This is a genomic window from Actinopolyspora lacussalsi subsp. righensis, assembly GCF_900116555.1.
GTDB lineage: Bacteria > Actinomycetota > Actinomycetes > Mycobacteriales > Pseudonocardiaceae > Actinopolyspora > Actinopolyspora lacussalsi.
Window position 1 is genome coordinate 181,345 of sequence record NZ_FPAT01000010.1, and the last position, 16,297, is coordinate 197,641.

General features: G+C 68.0%; 18 protein-coding genes. 8 read left to right on the forward strand and 10 right to left on the reverse strand.

Going from position 1 to position 16,297, the window contains the following annotated elements; genetic code table 11:
• Positions 1–377 precede the first annotated feature (377 nt).
• Together BM394_RS17555 and BM394_RS17560 are read right to left on the reverse strand one after the other, a co-directional pair.
• The gene (locus tag BM394_RS17555) at positions 378–662 is read right to left on the reverse strand and encodes a TM2 domain-containing protein (RefSeq protein ID WP_092979861.1); all 285 of its coding nucleotides are present in this window, start codon (positions 660–662) and stop codon (positions 378–380) included.
• A gap of 201 nt (positions 663–863) precedes the next feature.
• Positions 864–1,691 (reverse strand): SAM-dependent methyltransferase, encoded by an 828-nt coding sequence (locus BM394_RS17560; protein WP_175530152.1) that lies wholly within the window; start codon positions 1,689–1,691, stop codon positions 864–866.
• A 250-nt stretch (positions 1,692–1,941) separates the two neighbouring features.
• On the opposite strand from BM394_RS17560, the gene BM394_RS17565 reads away from it, so the two are divergent.
• The 4 genes from BM394_RS17565 (at position 1,942) to BM394_RS17580 (ending at position 6,615) form a co-directional block, all read left to right on the forward strand.
• Positions 1,942–2,808, forward strand: coding sequence for an AraC family transcriptional regulator (locus BM394_RS17565; protein ID WP_092979778.1), 867 nt, complete (start codon positions 1,942–1,944; stop codon positions 2,806–2,808).
• A 236-nt stretch (positions 2,809–3,044) separates the two neighbouring features.
• Positions 3,045–3,548 carry a 2Fe-2S iron-sulfur cluster-binding protein gene (locus tag BM394_RS17570; protein WP_092979863.1) on the forward strand — a complete coding sequence of 168 codons (504 nt, stop codon included), beginning with the start codon at positions 3,045–3,047 and terminating at the stop codon, positions 3,546–3,548.
• On the forward strand, positions 3,545–4,537 hold the full coding sequence (locus BM394_RS17575; protein WP_092922270.1) for an FAD binding domain-containing protein: 993 nt from the start codon (positions 3,545–3,547) through the stop codon (positions 4,535–4,537). The genes BM394_RS17570 and BM394_RS17575 overlap by 4 nt, the downstream gene beginning before the upstream one ends.
• The gene (locus tag BM394_RS17580; RefSeq protein ID WP_092979779.1) at positions 4,534–6,615 is read left to right on the forward strand and encodes a xanthine dehydrogenase family protein molybdopterin-binding subunit; all 2,082 of its coding nucleotides are present in this window, start codon (positions 4,534–4,536) and stop codon (positions 6,613–6,615) included. Before BM394_RS17575 ends, BM394_RS17580 begins: the two co-directional genes overlap by 4 nt.
• Positions 6,616–6,703: 88 nt before the next feature.
• Here the strand turns inward: BM394_RS17580 and BM394_RS22885 are convergent, their stop codons facing one another.
• Entirely contained in the window at positions 6,704–7,072 is a 369-nt protein-coding gene (locus BM394_RS22885; protein ID WP_175530153.1) for a hypothetical protein, read from the reverse strand.
• Between the two features lie 371 nt (positions 7,073–7,443).
• On the opposite strand from BM394_RS22885, the gene BM394_RS22890 reads away from it, so the two are divergent.
• On the forward strand, positions 7,444–7,581 hold the full coding sequence (locus tag BM394_RS22890; RefSeq protein ID WP_175530154.1) for a hypothetical protein: 138 nt from the start codon (positions 7,444–7,446) through the stop codon (positions 7,579–7,581).
• Positions 7,582–7,710: 129 nt separating this feature from the next.
• On the opposite strand, the gene BM394_RS17595 is transcribed toward BM394_RS22890, so the two are convergent.
• From BM394_RS17595 to BM394_RS17620, 6 genes are all read right to left on the reverse strand, one after another.
• Positions 7,711–7,959: a hypothetical protein gene (locus BM394_RS17595; protein ID WP_092979783.1), complete on the reverse strand. Its 249-nt coding sequence runs from the start codon at positions 7,957–7,959 to the stop codon at positions 7,711–7,713.
• Positions 7,960–7,991: 32 nt separating this feature from the next.
• A complete protein-coding gene (locus BM394_RS17600; protein ID WP_092979784.1) occupies positions 7,992–8,288 on the reverse strand; it encodes a hypothetical protein in 297 nt (98 codons plus the stop codon).
• A 186-nt stretch (positions 8,289–8,474) separates the two neighbouring features.
• Positions 8,475–9,137 carry a pyridoxamine 5'-phosphate oxidase family protein gene (locus tag BM394_RS17605; protein WP_092979787.1) on the reverse strand — a complete coding sequence of 221 codons (663 nt, stop codon included), beginning with the start codon at positions 9,135–9,137 and terminating at the stop codon, positions 8,475–8,477.
• 428 nt (positions 9,138–9,565) lie between these two features.
• Positions 9,566–9,898, reverse strand: a complete 333-nt coding sequence (locus BM394_RS17610) for a hypothetical protein (RefSeq protein WP_092979790.1) — start codon at positions 9,896–9,898, stop codon at positions 9,566–9,568.
• On the reverse strand, positions 9,882–10,121 hold the full coding sequence (locus tag BM394_RS17615) for a DUF397 domain-containing protein (RefSeq protein WP_092979792.1): 240 nt from the start codon (positions 10,119–10,121) through the stop codon (positions 9,882–9,884). Before BM394_RS17615 ends, BM394_RS17610 begins: the two co-directional genes overlap by 17 nt.
• 475 nt (positions 10,122–10,596) lie before the next feature.
• On the reverse strand, positions 10,597–11,490 hold the full coding sequence (locus BM394_RS17620; RefSeq protein ID WP_092979867.1) for a helix-turn-helix domain-containing protein: 894 nt from the start codon (positions 11,488–11,490) through the stop codon (positions 10,597–10,599).
• A gap of 223 nt (positions 11,491–11,713) precedes the next feature.
• Between BM394_RS17620 and BM394_RS17625 the strand changes: the two genes are divergently transcribed.
• Positions 11,714–12,553 (forward strand): SAM-dependent methyltransferase, encoded by an 840-nt coding sequence (locus tag BM394_RS17625; RefSeq protein ID WP_092979795.1) that lies wholly within the window; start codon positions 11,714–11,716, stop codon positions 12,551–12,553.
• A gap of 225 nt (positions 12,554–12,778) precedes the next feature.
• On the opposite strand, the gene BM394_RS17630 is transcribed toward BM394_RS17625, so the two are convergent.
• Entirely contained in the window at positions 12,779–13,960 is a 1,182-nt protein-coding gene (locus BM394_RS17630; protein ID WP_092979797.1) for an 8-amino-7-oxononanoate synthase, read from the reverse strand.
• A gap of 85 nt (positions 13,961–14,045) precedes the next feature.
• Here BM394_RS17630 and BM394_RS17635 point away from each other — a divergent pair, with 85 nt between their 5' ends.
• Positions 14,046–15,401 (forward strand): adenosylmethionine--8-amino-7-oxononanoate transaminase, encoded by a 1,356-nt coding sequence (locus BM394_RS17635; RefSeq protein ID WP_092979799.1) that lies wholly within the window; start codon positions 14,046–14,048, stop codon positions 15,399–15,401.
• A gap of 5 nt (positions 15,402–15,406) precedes the next feature.
• On the forward strand, positions 15,407–16,132 hold the full coding sequence (gene bioD, locus BM394_RS17640; protein ID WP_092979871.1) for a dethiobiotin synthase: 726 nt from the start codon (positions 15,407–15,409) through the stop codon (positions 16,130–16,132).
• Positions 16,133–16,297 lie beyond the last annotated feature (165 nt).

The window sequence follows — 16,297 nt, forward strand, 5'->3', positions numbered from 1 at the left end:
GGTCGAGGTCTCGCTGCCCCACGGCGACCGCTACGCCGAGGCGCTGATGCGGCTCGCGCACCCAGAAGCGGCGCGTGACCACCTCGGAACGTCCCAGTGAGACCCTGTCGCCTCGGTCCGTCGACGTGGCGCGGTGATTTCGCGCGAAACTCACGCTGGGTCGATGTCCGGATTCCCCGGAAGTGGCGATTTCGCGGGAACGAATCCCACGTACCGGTCGCGGTCGGCGTGGGTGGTGTGGTCCGCGCCGGACCCACTGGTGGGATCGGCGGCGCGGACCTCGCGACCGGATGAGTGCGACCGGGACCGGGACACACCGGGACGGTGCTTCCCTCGAACGTCGCGGTCTCACGACCGCACGGGCGACGACCGCGTCGTCACGCCCTGCTCGTGTCGCGCTGCCGCAGTTCGCCGGCCAGCTCCAGGTTGTGCTGCTTGATCCAGCCGGGAATGAGGAAGGCGTCCACGAGTGCCCACACGGCACTGATGGGGCTGGTGATGACGAGCACCGTGCACACCAGCTGCGCCACGGCGGTACCGACGCGGTTGCCCGCGTAGAACCGGTGGGCACCGAACAGGCCGAGGAAGATCCACAGCACGTAGCTGACCACCAGCGACTTCTGTCTGGCCTGGTATTCCATCATGTCGTATTCAGCGTTCAATCGGATGTCTCCCGAGGGGGCGCGGTTCCAGAGCCGCTCCATCCTATGTTTCGGCCGAACGGTGGTTCGTTCCGGTCGTCCCGGTGACGAGAGCGGTGGATGCGGTGCACGTTCCCGCTTTCGCGGGGTACGTCCTCGTTGACACCGCGTGTGCCGGTCACGCGTGAATTTCGCGCGAGATCCGCGAGTACCCGGAGGCCGTCACTCCGGCACCCGCGCCAGCCCGGCGTAGATGCCGCTGGGTTCGGTGGGGCCCGCGATCTCGCCGTGGTGCCAGTCCTGGGCGTAGCGGACTCCCGGTTCGACGAGCCGGGTGCCCTCGAACAGGCTGAGTACCTCCTCGTAGCCCCGCGGGTATGCCTGGTGGCTGGCGCGGCTGTGCTGGATGCGCTCGGCCACTCCGCTCGTGTTCACGTCACCGTCGTCGGTGGTCAGGTGCGAGATCGCGATGTAGCTGCCGGGCGCCAGCCCCGTCCGGTAACTCGCCACCGTCTCGCGCAGCCGATCGGTGTCGGGGAAGTACTGCAGCACGCAGAGCAGCAACACCGCCACCGGCCGGTTCAGATCCAGCATGCCGCGCGTGACCGGTGAGTTCAGCACCTCCGCCGGGTCGGTGAGGTCGCCGCGCAGGATCGTGGCCTTGTCCGTCCCTTCGAGCAGTAACTCGCTGTGCGAGACCGCCACGGGCTCGTTGTCCACGTAGACCACCCGGGAATCCGGATCGTGCCGGTGCGCGATCTCGTGCACGTTGCCGATCGTGGGCACCCCGGAGCCCAGGTCGAGGAACTGATTGACCCCCTGCCGACAGCAGTGGGTCACCATGCGGCGTAGCAGTGACCTGTTCTCGCGCGCCATGCTCGCGATCCGGGGCTCGCTCTCGGCGATGTGATCACCGAGCTCGCGGTCCACGGCGAAGTTCGCCGACCCGCCGAGCCAGTAGTCGTAGACCCGCGCGGGATTGGGAAGACCGACGTCGGTGTCGCCGGGGAACCTGTAACCGTGGTCGGGTGATTCGTCGAGGCCGGTCATAAGCTCTCCCACACCGGAGGTTCGCGACGAACACAGCTTACGCCTCGACCCGACTCGACACCGCCCGGAAGTGAATACTGTTTGCTTCCACTTGTCGACGCGGAACCGGTCGGTTCGTGCGCGGGTGCCGCTCGTCGGTGGTCGATCTACCGTCCGACCGCATCGGGCACGAGCCGACCGCATCGGGCACGAAAGGTCGGGTCGACGTGACGGCCGAGGCCCTAGTTTCGAATCCGGGAAGGAGGTCGCCGTGCTCGACCGTCTCAACGAGGCCATGGATCACATCGAGCGGCACATCGCCGCCGACATCGACATCGAGGTGCTCGCGCGGATCGCCCACACCTCGCCGTACCACTTCCGGAGGATGTTCGCCACGCTCGCGGGAATCCCGCTGTCGGAGTACGTGCGCAGGCGCAGGCTGACGCTGGCAGCGGGGGAGGTGCTGGCCGAGCGGCGCTCGTTGCTCGACGTCGCCGTGACCTACGGATACGGCTCCGGCGAGACCTTCGCGCGGGCGTTCCGTGCCGTGCACGGTGTCGGTCCGGCCGAGGCGAGACGTTCCGGAGTGGCGCTGACCTCCCAACCACGGATGACGTTTCACCTCACCGTCGAAGGGAGCACACCCATGGAGTTCCGGATCGTCGACAAGGCGGAGTTCCGGCTGCTCGGCTACCGCACCGAGGTGCCGATCGTGCACGAGGGGCACAACGAGGCCATCGCCGAGTTCACCGCGAGCATCGGGACCGAGCGGTTGGCGCGGTTGAAGCCGCTCTCGGACCAGGAACCGGAGGGCATCGTTTCCGCGGTGGAGCCGCTCGACGGCTCGCAGCGTTCCGAAGGCAGCCTGGCCGAGTTCCTGCAGGGGGTGGTGTCCTCGGCCACCGCTCCCGACGGAGTCGCGGAGCGCGTCGTGCCCGCCGGGACGTGGGCGGTGTTCCGCTCGGAGGGCGAACCGCCGGAAGCCGCGCAGTACATCTGGCGGGACGTGTTCGGCCAGTGGTTCCCCTCCAACGCTTACCGCAGCGTGCCCGGCCCGGAGATCCTGAGTGCCCAGCCGACCGGCGACGGCACCCGGATGAACTACGAACTGTGGCTGCCCGTGGAACACACCGGCTGAGCCGAGTTCGTCGCTTCGCACGGGGCCGTGCCGCGAGGCACGGCCCCATCGGGTTCCGGGTACGCCGGAGTGGTCGGAACCCGGTGGGGACGGTGAATCCCGCTCCGCGGCGAGGAGGGTTCGACGCGAGAACGGATCGCGGGCAGACTGCGCGCGTACGATGATCACTGAACCCCGCTCTGACACGGGTGTCGTTCGAGATCACCGCCCTACACGATCAAGAGGCGATTTTCGGAATGGACTCGGAGATAACCCTGCGGGTGGACGGGCGGCGGGAAACGCTGTCCGTCGACACCCGGACGACTCTGCTGGACGCACTACGCGAACGATTGGGGGTGACCTCTCCGAAGAAGGGATGTGACCACGGGCAGTGCGGTGCCTGCACCGTGCTGCTGGACGGCAGGCGTGCCACCAGCTGTCTGACCTTCGCCGTCGCGAACGACGACAGTGAGGTCGTCACCGCGGAAGGACTGGCCGAGGAGGACGAACCGCACCCGGTGCAGCGGGCGCTGCTGGACAACGACGGTTTCCAGTGCGGCTACTGCACCCCGGGTCAGGTCTGCTCCGCGGTGGGCATGTTGGACGAGGTCAAGTCGGGCTGGCCCAGCTACGTGACCGAGGATCTCGAGGAGTCGATCGAACTCGACGAGGACGAGATCCGTGAACGCATGAGCGGCAACCTCTGCCGCTGCGGTGCCTACGCCAACATCGTCACAGCCATCCGAGAGGCCGCCGAGTGAAACCCTTCGACTACCAGCGCGCCACCGACGCCGACAGCGCGATAGCGACCGTCAGCCGCGATCCCGAAGCGCGCTACATCGGTGGCGGAACCAACCTCGTCGACCACATGAAGCTGGGGATCACCGAACCGGGGAAACTGGTCGACATCACCCGGCTGCCCTACGACTCGGTCGAGTCGCTGCCCGACGGCCGGGTCCGCATCGGCGCCACGGTGCGCAACAGCGACCTGGCGGCGGAACCGGTGATCCGGCAGCGCTACCCCGTGCTCGCGCAGGCACTGCTGTCCGGGGCCTCCGGGCAGCTGCGCAACCTGGCGACCACGGGCGGCAACCTGCTGCAGCGCACCCGCTGCTCCTACTTCCAGGACGTCACCACCCCGTGCAACAAGCGCGAACCCGGCTCGGGGTGCTCGGCGCTGGAGGGCTGGAACCGGCACCACGCCGTGCTCGGTGCCTCCGAGCGGTGCGTGGCGACCCATCCCTCGGACATGGCGGTCGCGCTGGCCGCGCTCGACGCCGACGTGCTGGTGGCGGGGCCGGACGGGCAGCGCACCGTGCCGGTGACCGAGCTGCACCGGCTGCCGGGTGACGAGCCGGAACAGGACACCGTGCTGCGGCACGGCGAACTCGTCACCGCCGTCGAGCTCCCCTCGCTGCCCTTCGCCGTTCGTTCGCGCTACCGCAAGGTGCGGGACAGGGCCTCCTACGCCTTCGCGCTCGTCTCGGTCGCGGCGGCGGTCGAGGTCACCGACGGCGACATCACCGACGCCCGGATCGCCTTCGGCGGGCTCGCGCACAAGCCCTGGCGGGCCACGGCGGCGGAACGGGCGCTGCACGGCGCCCCGGCAACCGAGGAAGCGTTCCGCGCGGCGGCCGACGCCGAACTCGCCGAGGCGGAAACGCTGCGCGACAACGAGTTCAAGGTTCCCATGACTCGCAACACCCTGGCATCGGTGCTGCGCGAGCTCACCCAGCAGGAGGGATCATGACCGGAGCGACGCGGACCACCGCGCGAGGCCTGGAGCGGATCGAGGGCCGCGCCAAGGTGACCGGCACCGCGCCCTACGCCTTCGAGTACCCGGTGACGGACCCGCTCTACCTACATCCGCTGCGGTCGGGCATCGCACGGGGCCGCATCGCGAGTATCGACACCGCGGCAGCCGAGCGGGTCGACGGGGTGCACACCGTGCTGACCCACCACAACGCGGACGCCCTGAACCCCATCGGTGACCCCGAACTGGCCGTGCTGCAGTCCGACGGGATCGACTTCCGCGGCCAGCTCGTCGGCGCGGTGGTCGCCGAGACGCCGGAGATCGCGGCGCACGCGGCCGGGCTCGTCGACATTCGCTACGAGCGGCTGCCGCACGACAGCGAGTTCCGGGACGACGCGAACATCGTCTACACCCCGGACGCCGATGCCAGCCCCATGCTGGCGCCGGACCTGGAGCGGGGCGACGTGGACGCCGCGCTGGCGGAGGCCACTTACACGGTGGACGTCACCTACACCACGCCGCCCGAGCACCACAATCCGATCGAACCGCACGCCGTCATCGCGACGTGGGACGACGACGGACTCACCCTCCACGACTCGAACCAGGGCTCGCACCTGGTCCGGGACCTGCTCGCCCCGCTGGTCGGCCTCGACAAGGAGCGGATCAACGTGATAGCGCCGCACGTCGGGGGCGCCTTCGGCTCCAAGGGGATGCCGCACGGCCACCTGGCACTGACGGTGCTGGCCGCGCGCCGGACGGAAGGCAGGCCGGTCAAGTGCGCGCTCTCGCGCACCCAGATGTTCGAGCTGGTGGGCTACCGCCCACCCACCCGGCAGCGGGTGCGGCTCGGGGCCGACCCCGAGGGGCGGCTCACCGCCACCGAGCACGATTCGCTGGAGCAGACCTCCCGGTTCAAGCAGTACGCCGAGCAGAGCGCAAGCGCCTCGCGGGAGATGTACGCGTCACCCAATCGCCGCGTCACCAACCGGCTCGCCGCGCTGGACGTGCCCGCCCCCACCTGGATGCGGGCGCCCGGTGAGGCGAGCGGGATGTACGCGCTGGAAAGCGCTGTCGACGAACTGGCGGTTCGTGCCGGGATCGACCCGATCGAACTCCGGGTGCGCAACGAACCGGAAGTCGCTCCGGTCTCCGGGCTGCCGTTCTCCAGCCGCAACCTGGTCGCCTGCCTGCGGCAGGGTGCCGAGCGGTTCGGGTGGCAGGATCGCGACCCTCGGCCCGGTACGCGGCGGGAAGGCGACTGGCTCGTGGGCACCGGGGTGGCCGCCGCCAGCTTCCCGAGCCTGCTGTTCCCCGGCTCGCTGGCCACGATCCGGCACGAGTCCGACGGGAAGTACCGGGTGGAGATCGGTGCGGCCGACATCGGTACGGGAGCCCGTACGGCGCTGACCCAGCTCGCGGCCGAGACCCTGGAGGTGCCGGTCGACGACGTGGAGCTTCGACTGGGCAGCACCGAACAGCCGAATGCCGGCCTGGCGGGCGGATCCGCCGGTACCGCCTCGTGGGGCTCGACAGTCGTGGACGCGGTGCGTGCGTTCCGCGCCGAGCACGGCAGCGATCCCGCTGCGGGAGCCGAAACCACGGCGGGTGCGGCCGACAATCCGGACCTGGGCAAGTACGCGATGAACGCCTACGGTGCGCAGTTCGCCGAGGTGCGGGTGCACGCCGACACCGGTGAGGTGCGGGTTCCCCGGATGCTGGGAGTGTTCGCGGCGGGCCGGATCGTCAATCCGCGCACCGCGCACTCGCAGTTCCTCGGTGGGATGACGATGGGGATCTCGATGGCGCTGCACGAGCACAGCGTCGTCGACGGACGGTTCGGTCACGTCGTCAACCACGATCTCGCCGGGTATCACATCGCGGGCAACGCGGATGTGGGTTCGATCGAGGTGAGCTGGGTCGACGAGCACGATCCGCACGTCAACTCGGTTGGTGCCAAGGGGATCGGCGAGGTCGGGATCGTCGGTACGGCGGCGGCCATCGGCAATGCCGCGCACCACGCCACGGGCGTGCGGGTTCGGGACCTACCGCTGACTCCCGACAAGTTCCTGCGCTGATTCCCGCGCGGTGCTCGGCATCGGTCTCGTACGGGGCCGGTGCCGGGGCCTGCCCGATCGGCTGGAAAACCGAAGCGAACCCTGGGCGTCACCTGCGGCCCGCGGTGGGCCGCCTTCCGGCGGAGGTGGGCCTGCCGCCCGAGGTGGCTCCGCGCCCCGAGTTCGAACCGCTGCCCGATCTCGAACCGTTGCTCGGCCTCGAACCGCCGGAGCGGGTCGAGCCGCGCCCCGCGTCCTGGCGGTTGCCCCAGGTGTTGTGCCAGCGCCAGTTGATCCAACCGTCCAGCACCAGGACGAGGACGCCCAGCACGGCCATGATCAGACCCAGCGTGGGCATGATCGCCAGGCCCACGAACAATGCCGCCATCAGCAGCGGGACGACCGCTATCCAGCAGAAGGGATCGATACTGCCGATGAACGTCGGGTTGCGTTCTGCTCTGCTCGGTTCACGCGCCAACGGAGTGCTCGCTTTCCAGCGGGTCGGGGGCAGCAGCGATTATCGGCGGTTCCCGCGTTCGAACCGACCGCAGGGGTGCCGTTGTGCTTCCACCCTGCGTCAACTCCCGTGATGTCGGCACAGTTTCACTCGGGAGTGTGGAATTGGTCACTCTCGTTTCGATTGCCGGTGGCAAGTGCCCGTTGGGGTGTCGCTCTGTAGTGTGAGTTCTTGACGATCACGTCGAGCGTTCGTGAGACGCCGGTCTCCGGCGGTACGGACAGGATTGCTGTGGGGGTGCGGTAGTGAAGTGGAACTCACCTCGCGTTGCCCGTGGGACCGCGTTGATCGCACTCGTGTCGTGTGCTTTTTCGGCGCTGCTCAATTTCACGGTGCTGCTTGTGTTTCTGCGGGAGGTGCCGGACGTCAACTACTGGATCCCGGTCAGCAACCTGATCGGTGTCCTACTGTTCGGCCCGTTGGCAGTGTTGAACACGTTCCTCTACCTCCGTGCGCGCTGGCAGGAGTAAGGCATCGCGCGCCGCAGGCGGGGAAGCACTTGATGTTCTCGGGGATTCTCCAACCGATCCGTGCTCAGTCGATCGACGAGTGGGCCAGGAGAACGGCGAACACGGATCGAGGGACTCGGCAACCAGTGATCAATCGGCGGAAACCCGGATCTGGTGCTGTGGAACGGAACTCTCGGCTGCCGACTCGCGTTCGAACCGGTTGAGCTGGCGGTGGCGCAGCAGTTTCGCCGACAGCTGGCAGCCGAACGCGAGTAACATGCAGCCGAACCGTGGCCAGGGCGACTCCACCCGCCAGGTGACGTACAGGAACACCGGCAGCAGCAGTACCGACAGCGTGTACAGCGTGAGCTGGACTCCGGTGCGTTTCGGTTCCGGCACGTGAGCGCCTCGCAATCCCCCGGTGGGGACGGTCAGTCGGTCCCCTCGGAGCGGTACCTGTTCGGGCGCAACGTCGAGCGGTCGGGGAACCCGAACCGCCACTTCGCCGGTTTCATCGGCCCCGTGGGATTCGGTTCCATGGTCGTGAAGTGCCGCAGTACGAGGAATCCGGCACCGCCCGCGGCCGCGACTAGCGGCAAACCCGCCCAGAGGGGCATTTCCAGCATGTTCACGACGAGAGGGGCGGTCGGAGCCGCCATGAAACCCACGCCCCGCCAGAAGTACTCCCGCTTGGAAAGCGGCTGAAATACCTTGTTGTCTCGTTCCATGAGCGACTCCGATACATGTTCCCCCCGCCAGGGCATCATTGCTCGGTAGCGATGGTCAACTTCGACAGTGGTGTGTCCGATCACGACGGTCCGAGCCGAACCGGCTCGGTGCGGTGATCCCGACTGTCGGAGCGGTGATGCGGTGCCGGGGTGGGCGGCGGCAGGGGAGCGAAGGTGGCGGACACGTCAGCCGTACAGCTTCTTCGCGTACTCCGCGCCGTAGTAGTGCTCCAACTCGGCCAGGCTCTTCTCCGGAGTCTCCAGCTTCTTGGCGATGGCCGGACGTGATTCCATCGCTTCCGGATTCCAGCTCTCCGGGTTCCAGAGCCCGGAACGCATGAACGCCTTGGCGCAGTGGTGGAAGACCTGCTCGATCTCGACCACCAGCGCCAGCACCGGGCGGTGTCCCTTCACCTCCATGCGTTCGAAGAACGGGGCACGCCGCACGATCCGCGCGCGTCCGTTGATCCGCAGTGTGTCGCCCCTGCCGGGCAGCATGTAGAGCAGCCCGACGTGCGGATTGCGCAGTATGTTGCGGAAACCGTCCGCGCGGCGGTTACCGGGGCGTTCCGGTAGCGCGATCGTGGAGTTGTCCAGCACCAGTGTGAACCCGGGCGGGTCTCCCTTGGGTGAGACGTCGCAGTCGCCCAGTTCGTCGGAAGTTGCCACCAGGCAGAACGGGGAGTGGGCCAGCCACCGCTTGTCCAGCTCGTGCAGTTCGGTGCGTTCCTTGTCCAGGGTCCGCCGCAACGGAGTGCCCAGCAGTTCCCGCAGCTCTTCCTCGTCGGCCACTTCGAGCGGCTCGGATTCCGAGTCGCTGTTCTCGACATCCCGCGATGAATCGTCCATTCGAGCCAACTCCTCCTCCGACGAGATTTGCCCGCCCCGTACACGATAGGCCGTGGCACGAGGCGGGCAGTGATCCCGGTCAGGTGCGACGGAACTTCCGGGCCGATTACGGCCGCGCGGTTTCGGAAGGGGTTCTCCGTCACATCAGGAGGTAGTGGTTCCGAGTCGGATCGGTCGGTTGTCTCGCCGGGAATGGTTCCCGACCGCTGTTTCCCAGGGCGCGTCGCCGACAGGGGCGGTGCTTTTCGACGCGCGAACGCCGAACGACCGCTCACGCTGCCGGATCACCCGCAGGGGTTCGTGCGATTCTCGTGCGGACGGCCCCAAACCGGACAGGTGCCCGTACGATGTCGGTTCTGCCGTGGGGCGGAGTCGGACAGAGGTTTCGCCACGCGATCACTTCGGCGGAACCGGTCGACGAAGTCCGACTAGAGTCCGGCGGCGACCAGCAGGGATCCGGGAGTGTGGTCGTCGGGGAGTTCGAGCAGCCGGTCGATCACGTCACATACCTGGCCACTGGAATGCCACCAGGTGGTGCTCGGTTCGAAGACGTTCTCCTCGTAACTCGGCATCCTGGTCGCCGTCACGTGGTCCTCCGATTCGAGGCGCACCACGTCGATGACGTTGTCGTGCCCACGCACGCCGACCAGCGCCCGCAGCTCGCCACGGGAATCGGTGGACTGCATGAACTGAAAACCCCGGGCCATCAGTTCGCGCAGTCGCGCGTCCGAATCGCGCTGCGTGTCAGCTGATGAAGTCATCGAACTCTCCGTCCTTCGCGCCGGCCACGAACGCGGCGATCTCGGCACGGGTGTAAATGAGAGCGGTGCCTTCCGGGTCACGGGAATTGCGCATGGCGACCTCGCCGCCGTTGAGCGCGGCGACCTCCACACAGTTCCCGATCGCACCGCTGTGCCTGCTCTTGCGCCACCGCACGCTCGGCAGCTCGGCAGCCGAGGTGCTGGTGCGGGTCATCTCGCTCATGTGGTCACCTTTTCTGCGTTGTGCATCTGCACGTGCACAAGATCTTGCCAACGGGGCGCCGAAAAGGCAATGCAGCTGCACGTGCAGCTGCACGAATACACACGATCGTGCGAGATTGTTCAGGTTCCTGTGCAGGGTGTCGCCCGGCTATACTGTTCGGAAATTTCGGCGTTCGGCCGGTTGAGCGGCGCGAGCCGCTGGTGTCGCGTGCTGCTCGATTCGATGCCCGGGGAACTCCGTTTCACGGTTCGTTTCCGTCGAGTCGCTCTGGTTCGACGACGCGACTCACCCGAATGGACGACCGAGGTGGCGGTGAGTGATCGGTGGTCCGAAGTGCGGACCCAGTCGCCAGTGCGGACCCAGTCGCCGGGAAAACCTCCCGAAGCGGGAATCAGCGGGAGGCTCCGCCCTGTAACCACCTACGAGACCCCGGCCTACGAGAACCCGGCCTACGAGACCCCGGCCGATCCGGGAATCAGAGTTCCGCCCGCACCTTGTGCAACAGCTTCCTGGACTCCTCCGGGGTCTCGGCGTCCACGGTCAGGTGGTCGAACACCCTGCTGTACTGTTCGATCTCCTCCGGTTTGTCCAGGTGCAGCGCGCCCGCGAGATGTTCCACGTAGACCAGATTCGGAAGCTCGGGCTCCGCGAAGCGCAACATGCTGAACGAGCCCTCCGCGGCGTAACCGCTGAGCCGGTACGGGACCACCTGCAGCGTGATGGTGGAACGTTTGGTCATTTCCAGCAGGTGGTCCAACTGTTGCCGCATCACGTCGAGTCCACCGATCGGCCGGTGTAACACGGACTCGTCGATCACCGCCCACACCCGAGGGGCTTGCGGCCCGTTGAGCAGTTTCTGCCGCTGCATGCGCAGTGCCACCCTGCGCCGGACGTTCTCATCGGCCAGCTCCGGTCTGCCGTGACTGGCGATGGCTTTGGCGTAGGGCTCTATCTGCAGCAGTCCCGGCACGAACTGGAGTTCGTAGGTCTGGATCCGCGAGGCGGACTCCTCCAGCCCGACGAAGTCCTGGAACCACTCGGGCATCAGATCGCTGTAGCGGTTCCACCAGCCGGGCTGTTTGGACTCGCGCACCATTTCCAGGAACGGCCGTTGTTGCTCGTCGTCGGTGACCCCGTAGCACTTGAGCAGGTCGCGAACATCGCGTTCCTTCAGGCTGACCTTGGCGAGCTCGATCCGGCTGATTTTGGATTCGGACCCACGAATCTCGTCCGCTGCCTGGGCGCGCGTGATGTCGGCTCTCTCGCGCAGCCTGCGCAGCTGTGCGCCCAACACGATTCGCCTGGCTGTCGGTTTCGGATGTTCCTCGACGTGTTCGTCATCGGGTTCGCCGGAATCGACGGTGGTCATCCCCACTCCTGTTCGTCGGTGTGCACACCGGATTCTCGCTTTCACACTGTAGTCGGCGGTGAACTCGTTCGGGGGGAAGGCGATCCGGCATTCGTGCCAATCGAAGTTCTGCCGCACGGTTTCGTGAGATTACCTCCTTGTGCTTGCATTTACAGCATGCGCTGACACTCCTACGCCGAGTGCACCGTCCGACCCTGAACCCGACCCCCGACACGAGGTTGAGATGACCGAAGCAGGATCCCCGCCGGAGAGCGCTACTCCGGTCCACATCGATACGAGCAAGGCGAGTATCGCCAGGGTCTACGACGCATTTCTCGGTGGCAAGGACAACTACGAAGTCGATCGGCAAGTCTTCGAGGGAGTCAAGCAGGCAGCGCCGGAAGCGGCTGATCTGGCCTGGGACAACCGCGAGTTCCTGATTCGGACGATCCGTTTCCTGGCCAGCCAGACCGACATCTCGCAGTTCCTGGACTGCGGCTCCGGCTTACCGACCGCCGAGAACACCCATCAAGTGGCGCAGCGGCTCAACCCCGAGGCCAGGGTCGTCTACGTGGACAACGATCCGGTGGTGCTCGCCCACGGCCGTGCGTTGCTGGAGGAGAACGAGAAGACCCACTTCAGCCCGGCCGACATCTTCCAGCCGCGAACCATTCTGGAAGATCCGGTGGTCAACGCCCACATCGACTTCTCCCAGCCGCTGGCACTGCTCCAGGTCGGAACGCTGCACCACTACGTCGGCGAACGCGATCCCGGCGACATCATGCGGGAGTACATCGAGGCGTTGCCCTCGGGATCGTTCGTGGTGCTGAGTCACTTCTACGATCCGCGGGACGACGACTACTACACCGCGTTGGCCAACAGGATGGACGACCGATTCACCCACAGCCCGATGGGAAGTGGGAAGTTCCGCACCGAACAACAGATCCGGAGCATGTTCCCGGGACTGGAACTGGTGGATCCGGGGCTGGTGCGGTGCTGTGACTGGTGGCCGGACGGCCCCCGCTACAAGCAGGAACCGGAAGTGTCGAACTGCATCGTCGGAGCCGTGGGCCGCAAGCCCTGATCGAAGCCCCGCCCACCTTTCCGGACCGATCGGCGGAACCTCCCGCGGAATTCCGCCGTGGCGGAACCGGTGACGGTGACGACCTCTGGAGTGCCCCTCCGGCGCTGTCGTGCCGGAGAGGCACTCCCACCGAGACGAGCGCCGCGACGAACCGTTCCGGAAGAATTCCGGCCGCTCGAGCCGGTTCAGGCGACGGCTTCGTGGCCGTACCCGGCGACGCCCGGTTCACCCGGTGCCTTCCGGAGCGGTTTCGGCGATCACGGCTGCCACCTCGGTGAGCCGTTCCGGGCCCAGATCGGCCCGCGCCGTCAGCCGCAACCGCGCGTCACCGTCGGGGACCGAGGGCGGCCGGAAGCACCCCACTCGTACGCCGCGGCGCAGGCATGCCGCGGCCCACGCCACCGCGGCGTTCGCCCCGCCCACGGGAATACCCAGCACCGCGGCCCCGGGCCGTGTGGCGGGCACGCCACGTCGCACCAGTTCCCGGTGCAGCCCTTCGGCCACCTCGCGCACCCGTGCGCCACGCCCCGGCTGCTCCCGCAGCACCCCCAACGCCGCCGCTGCCGCCGCCACAGCCGGCGGGGCCAGGCCGGTGTCGAAAACGAACGTGCGGGCCGTCTGCCTGAGGTGCTCGATCACGCGGTGCGGCCCCAGCACCGCCCCGCCCTGTGCTCCCAGCGACTTGGACAGGGTCACCGTACTCACCACGTCCGGTGCGGCGCGCATACCGAACTCGGTCAGCGCGCCCGCCCCGCCCTCACCGAGCACTCCGAGGCCGTGCGCGTCGTCGACCAGCAGCGCCGCGCCGTTCACGCGACAGACCCGCAGCGCGTCCCGCAGCGGTGCGGTGTCACCGTCCACGGAGAACACCGACTCGGTCAGCAGCAGCCCGGCCCCCGGATGCCGGGAGAGCTCGTTCGCCGCCGCGTCGGGATCGGTGTGGTCCACGATGCGCAACCCGGCCCGGGAGAGTCTGCACCCGTCGATCAGCGAGGCGTGGTTGTGGCGGTCGGAGACGAGCACCGAACGCTCGTCGGCCAGCGCTGTGATCATCGCCAGGTTGGCGGTGTATCCCGAGGAGAACACCAGCGCCGATTCCGTCCCGTAGAACTCCGCGAGTTCGGTCTCCAGCGTGGCGTGCGACTCCGTTGTTCCGGTGACCAGGCGGGAACCGGTCGAGCCCGCTCCCCACAGTCGTGCGGCGTCCGCGGCCGCTCCGGTGACCGCGCGGTGGGTCGCCAGCCCGAGGTAGTCGTTGCCCGCGAGGTCCAGTGTGCTCTCCACCGCCGATCTCGTCGGTGGTCTCCTGGTCAGCCCCGCGCGGTCACGGCGTTCGGCTTCCCGGTCCAGTCGGTCGAACACCGTTTCCGGATCCGGCTCGTCGGGGGTGGTGGTCCGAGGGGCCATGTCGTCAGAGCCTGGGGGAGTGGCGAGCCGGTGACCAGTGGCCAGGACGTACAACCGCGGTGCCGGGGATTTGTTCCCGCCACGAATGGGGTTCCGTCCGGTGGCGCGGCAGCATTCCGGTGTGCTCAGAGCCCTGTCGGACACACCGCTGTCACCGGAAGAACTGTCTCAACTGGACAAAAATCACCTCTGGCACCCCTATTCGGGGATGCCCGCCGCCGCGGAACCGCTGACCGTGACCGACGCCCAGGGGGTGAGGCTGCGCACCCGTTCCGAGCGGTACGGGCAGCGGGAACTCATCGACGGCATGTCCTCCTGGTGGGCGGCGATCCACGGCTACCGCCACCCCGACCTCGACGAGGCGGTTCGGCGGCAGCTCGACCACGTGGGCCACGTGATGTTCGGCGGCCTCACCCACGAACCCGCCGTGCGGCTCGCCGCGAGCCTCGTCGAGATCACCCCCGATCCGCTGCGGCACGTCTTCCCGGCCGACTCCGGCTCGGTGGCGATCGAGGTGGCGGTCAAGATGTGCCTGCAGTACTGGCGAGGTCGGGGACGTACCGGGAAACGACGGTTGCTCACCTGGCGCGGCGGCTATCACGGCGACACCTGGCACCCGATGTCGGTGTGTGACCCGGAAGGCGGGATGCACCACCTGTGGCGCGGTGCGTTGCCCGAGCAGCTCTTCGCCGCGGCCCCGCCGGCCGGGTTCGATGCCGAGGTCGAGCGCGACTACCTCGAGCACTTCGAGGAGCTGCTGCGGCGCCACCACGAGGAACTGGCCGCCGTCGTGGTCGAACCGATCGTGCAGGGCGCGGGTGGCATGCGGTTCCACTCACCCGAGTACCCGCGCGCGCTGCGCGAGTTGGCCGACCGTTACGAGGTGCTGCTCGTCTTCGACGAGATCGCCACCGGCTTCGGACGTACGGGCGAGCTGTTCGCCGCCGACCACTCCGGGGTCGCGCCGGACGTGATGTGCGTGGGAAAGGCGCTCACCGGTGGTTACCTCAGCATGGCCGCGACGTTGTGCACCACCCGCGTCGCCGAGGGGATAGCGCGGGGCTCGGTGCCCGTGCTGGCGCACGGACCCACCTTCATGGGCAATCCCCTCGCCGCCGCGGTGGCCTGCGCCTCGTTGCGGGCACTGCTGGAAAAGGACTGGCGCACCGAGATCGGTGCGATCGAGTCCGGGTTGCGGAACGGGCTGTCCCCGGTGCGGGAGCTGCCCGGGGTACGTGATGTGCGAGTGCTCGGAGCGATCGGTGTCGTACAGCTCGATCACGAGGTGGACACCACCGCCGCGAGTCGTGCCGCGGTCGAGCACGGGGTGTGGCTGCGTCCGTTCCGCGACCTGATCTACACCATGCCGCCCTACGTGATCGGTCCCGAGGACCTGGCCACGGTGACCGAGGCCGTTCGCGCGGCGGCGGCAGCGGGGTGAGCGCGGTGGGCAGGACGCTTTTCGTGACCGGTACCGGCACCGGGGTCGGCAAGACCGTGGTCACCGCCGCGTTGGCCGCCACCGCCTCCGGCTCGGTGGCGGTGCTCAAACCCGCGCAGACCGGGATCGTGGGCGACGACGAGGGGGATATCGCCGCGATCGGGCGAATGACCGGTGGTGTCGAGCGAACGACGGGCGGTGTCACCACTTTGGAACTCGCGCGCCACCGCGATCCGTTGGCACCCGCCGTGGCGGCGCGACGCGAGGGGACCTCGCCGGTCACTCCGGAGCGGATCGTCGCGGCGGTCGCTCGGTTGGCCGCCTCGCACGATCTCGTGCTGGTGGAGGGGGCCGGTGGGCTGCTGGTGCCCTACGACGACCACGGCGGCACGCTCGCCGACGCGGCGGCCTCACTGGCCGCGCCGGTGCTGGTGGTGTGCCCGGCGGGACTGGGCGCGTTGAACGCGAGCGCGCTGACCGTCCGGGAACTGCGCCACCGTGGGTTGGACTGCCCCGGGCTCGTGATCGGAAGCCGACCGAGTGATCCCGATCTCGCGGCGCGCTGCAACGCGGCCGACCTTCCCGCCGTGACCGGCGTTCCGCTGCTCGGGGCGCTGCCCGAGGGAGCCGGGCGACTGCGGGGAGCCGAGTTCCACGCCCTCGCGGTATCGGGGCTGGCGCCCGGACTCGGCGGGGAGTGGGACGCGGGCGGGCTCGGGGCCGCACGGTGACTCCTCCCGAGCGTGGCGAACCACATCGCGTCACCAGGCTCCGATCGCTGGAAGTTTCGGTCTTCAGGGCGGAGAGGAAAGCGATCCCGAGTGCTGTTGGGTGACCACGCACCCACATGCTTACTCATGATCGCTAGTTGTGTAAAATGATCGGTATGCGGACGG

What these genes read in the sequence shown, in the direction of transcription:
- BM394_RS17635 (WP_092979799.1), top strand. Translation starts at nt 14,046, where the DNA reads ATGGGGTTCCGTCCGGTGGCGCGGCAGCATTCCGGTGTGCTCAGAGCC.
- BM394_RS17600 (WP_092979784.1), bottom strand. Translation starts at nt 8,288, where the DNA reads ATGGAACGAGACAACAAGGTATTTCAGCCGCTTTCCAAGCGGGAGTAC.
- BM394_RS17615 (WP_092979792.1), bottom strand. Translation starts at nt 10,121, where the DNA reads ATGAGCGAGATGACCCGCACCAGCACCTCGGCTGCCGAGCTGCCGAGC.
- BM394_RS17560 (WP_175530152.1), bottom strand. Translation starts at nt 1,691, where the DNA reads ATGACCGGCCTCGACGAATCACCCGACCACGGTTACAGGTTCCCCGGC.
- BM394_RS17620 (WP_092979867.1), bottom strand. Translation starts at nt 11,490, where the DNA reads ATGACCACCGTCGATTCCGGCGAACCCGATGACGAACACGTCGAGGAA.
- BM394_RS17625 (WP_092979795.1), top strand. Translation starts at nt 11,714, where the DNA reads ATGACCGAAGCAGGATCCCCGCCGGAGAGCGCTACTCCGGTCCACATC.
- BM394_RS17610 (WP_092979790.1), bottom strand. Translation starts at nt 9,898, where the DNA reads ATGACTTCATCAGCTGACACGCAGCGCGATTCGGACGCGCGACTGCGC.
- BM394_RS17630 (WP_092979797.1), bottom strand. Translation starts at nt 13,960, where the DNA reads ATGGCCCCTCGGACCACCACCCCCGACGAGCCGGATCCGGAAACGGTG.
- BM394_RS17570 (WP_092979863.1), top strand. Translation starts at nt 3,045, where the DNA reads ATGGACTCGGAGATAACCCTGCGGGTGGACGGGCGGCGGGAAACGCTG.
- BM394_RS17580 (WP_092979779.1), top strand. Translation starts at nt 4,534, where the DNA reads ATGACCGGAGCGACGCGGACCACCGCGCGAGGCCTGGAGCGGATCGAG.
- BM394_RS17605 (WP_092979787.1), bottom strand. Translation starts at nt 9,137, where the DNA reads ATGGACGATTCATCGCGGGATGTCGAGAACAGCGACTCGGAATCCGAG.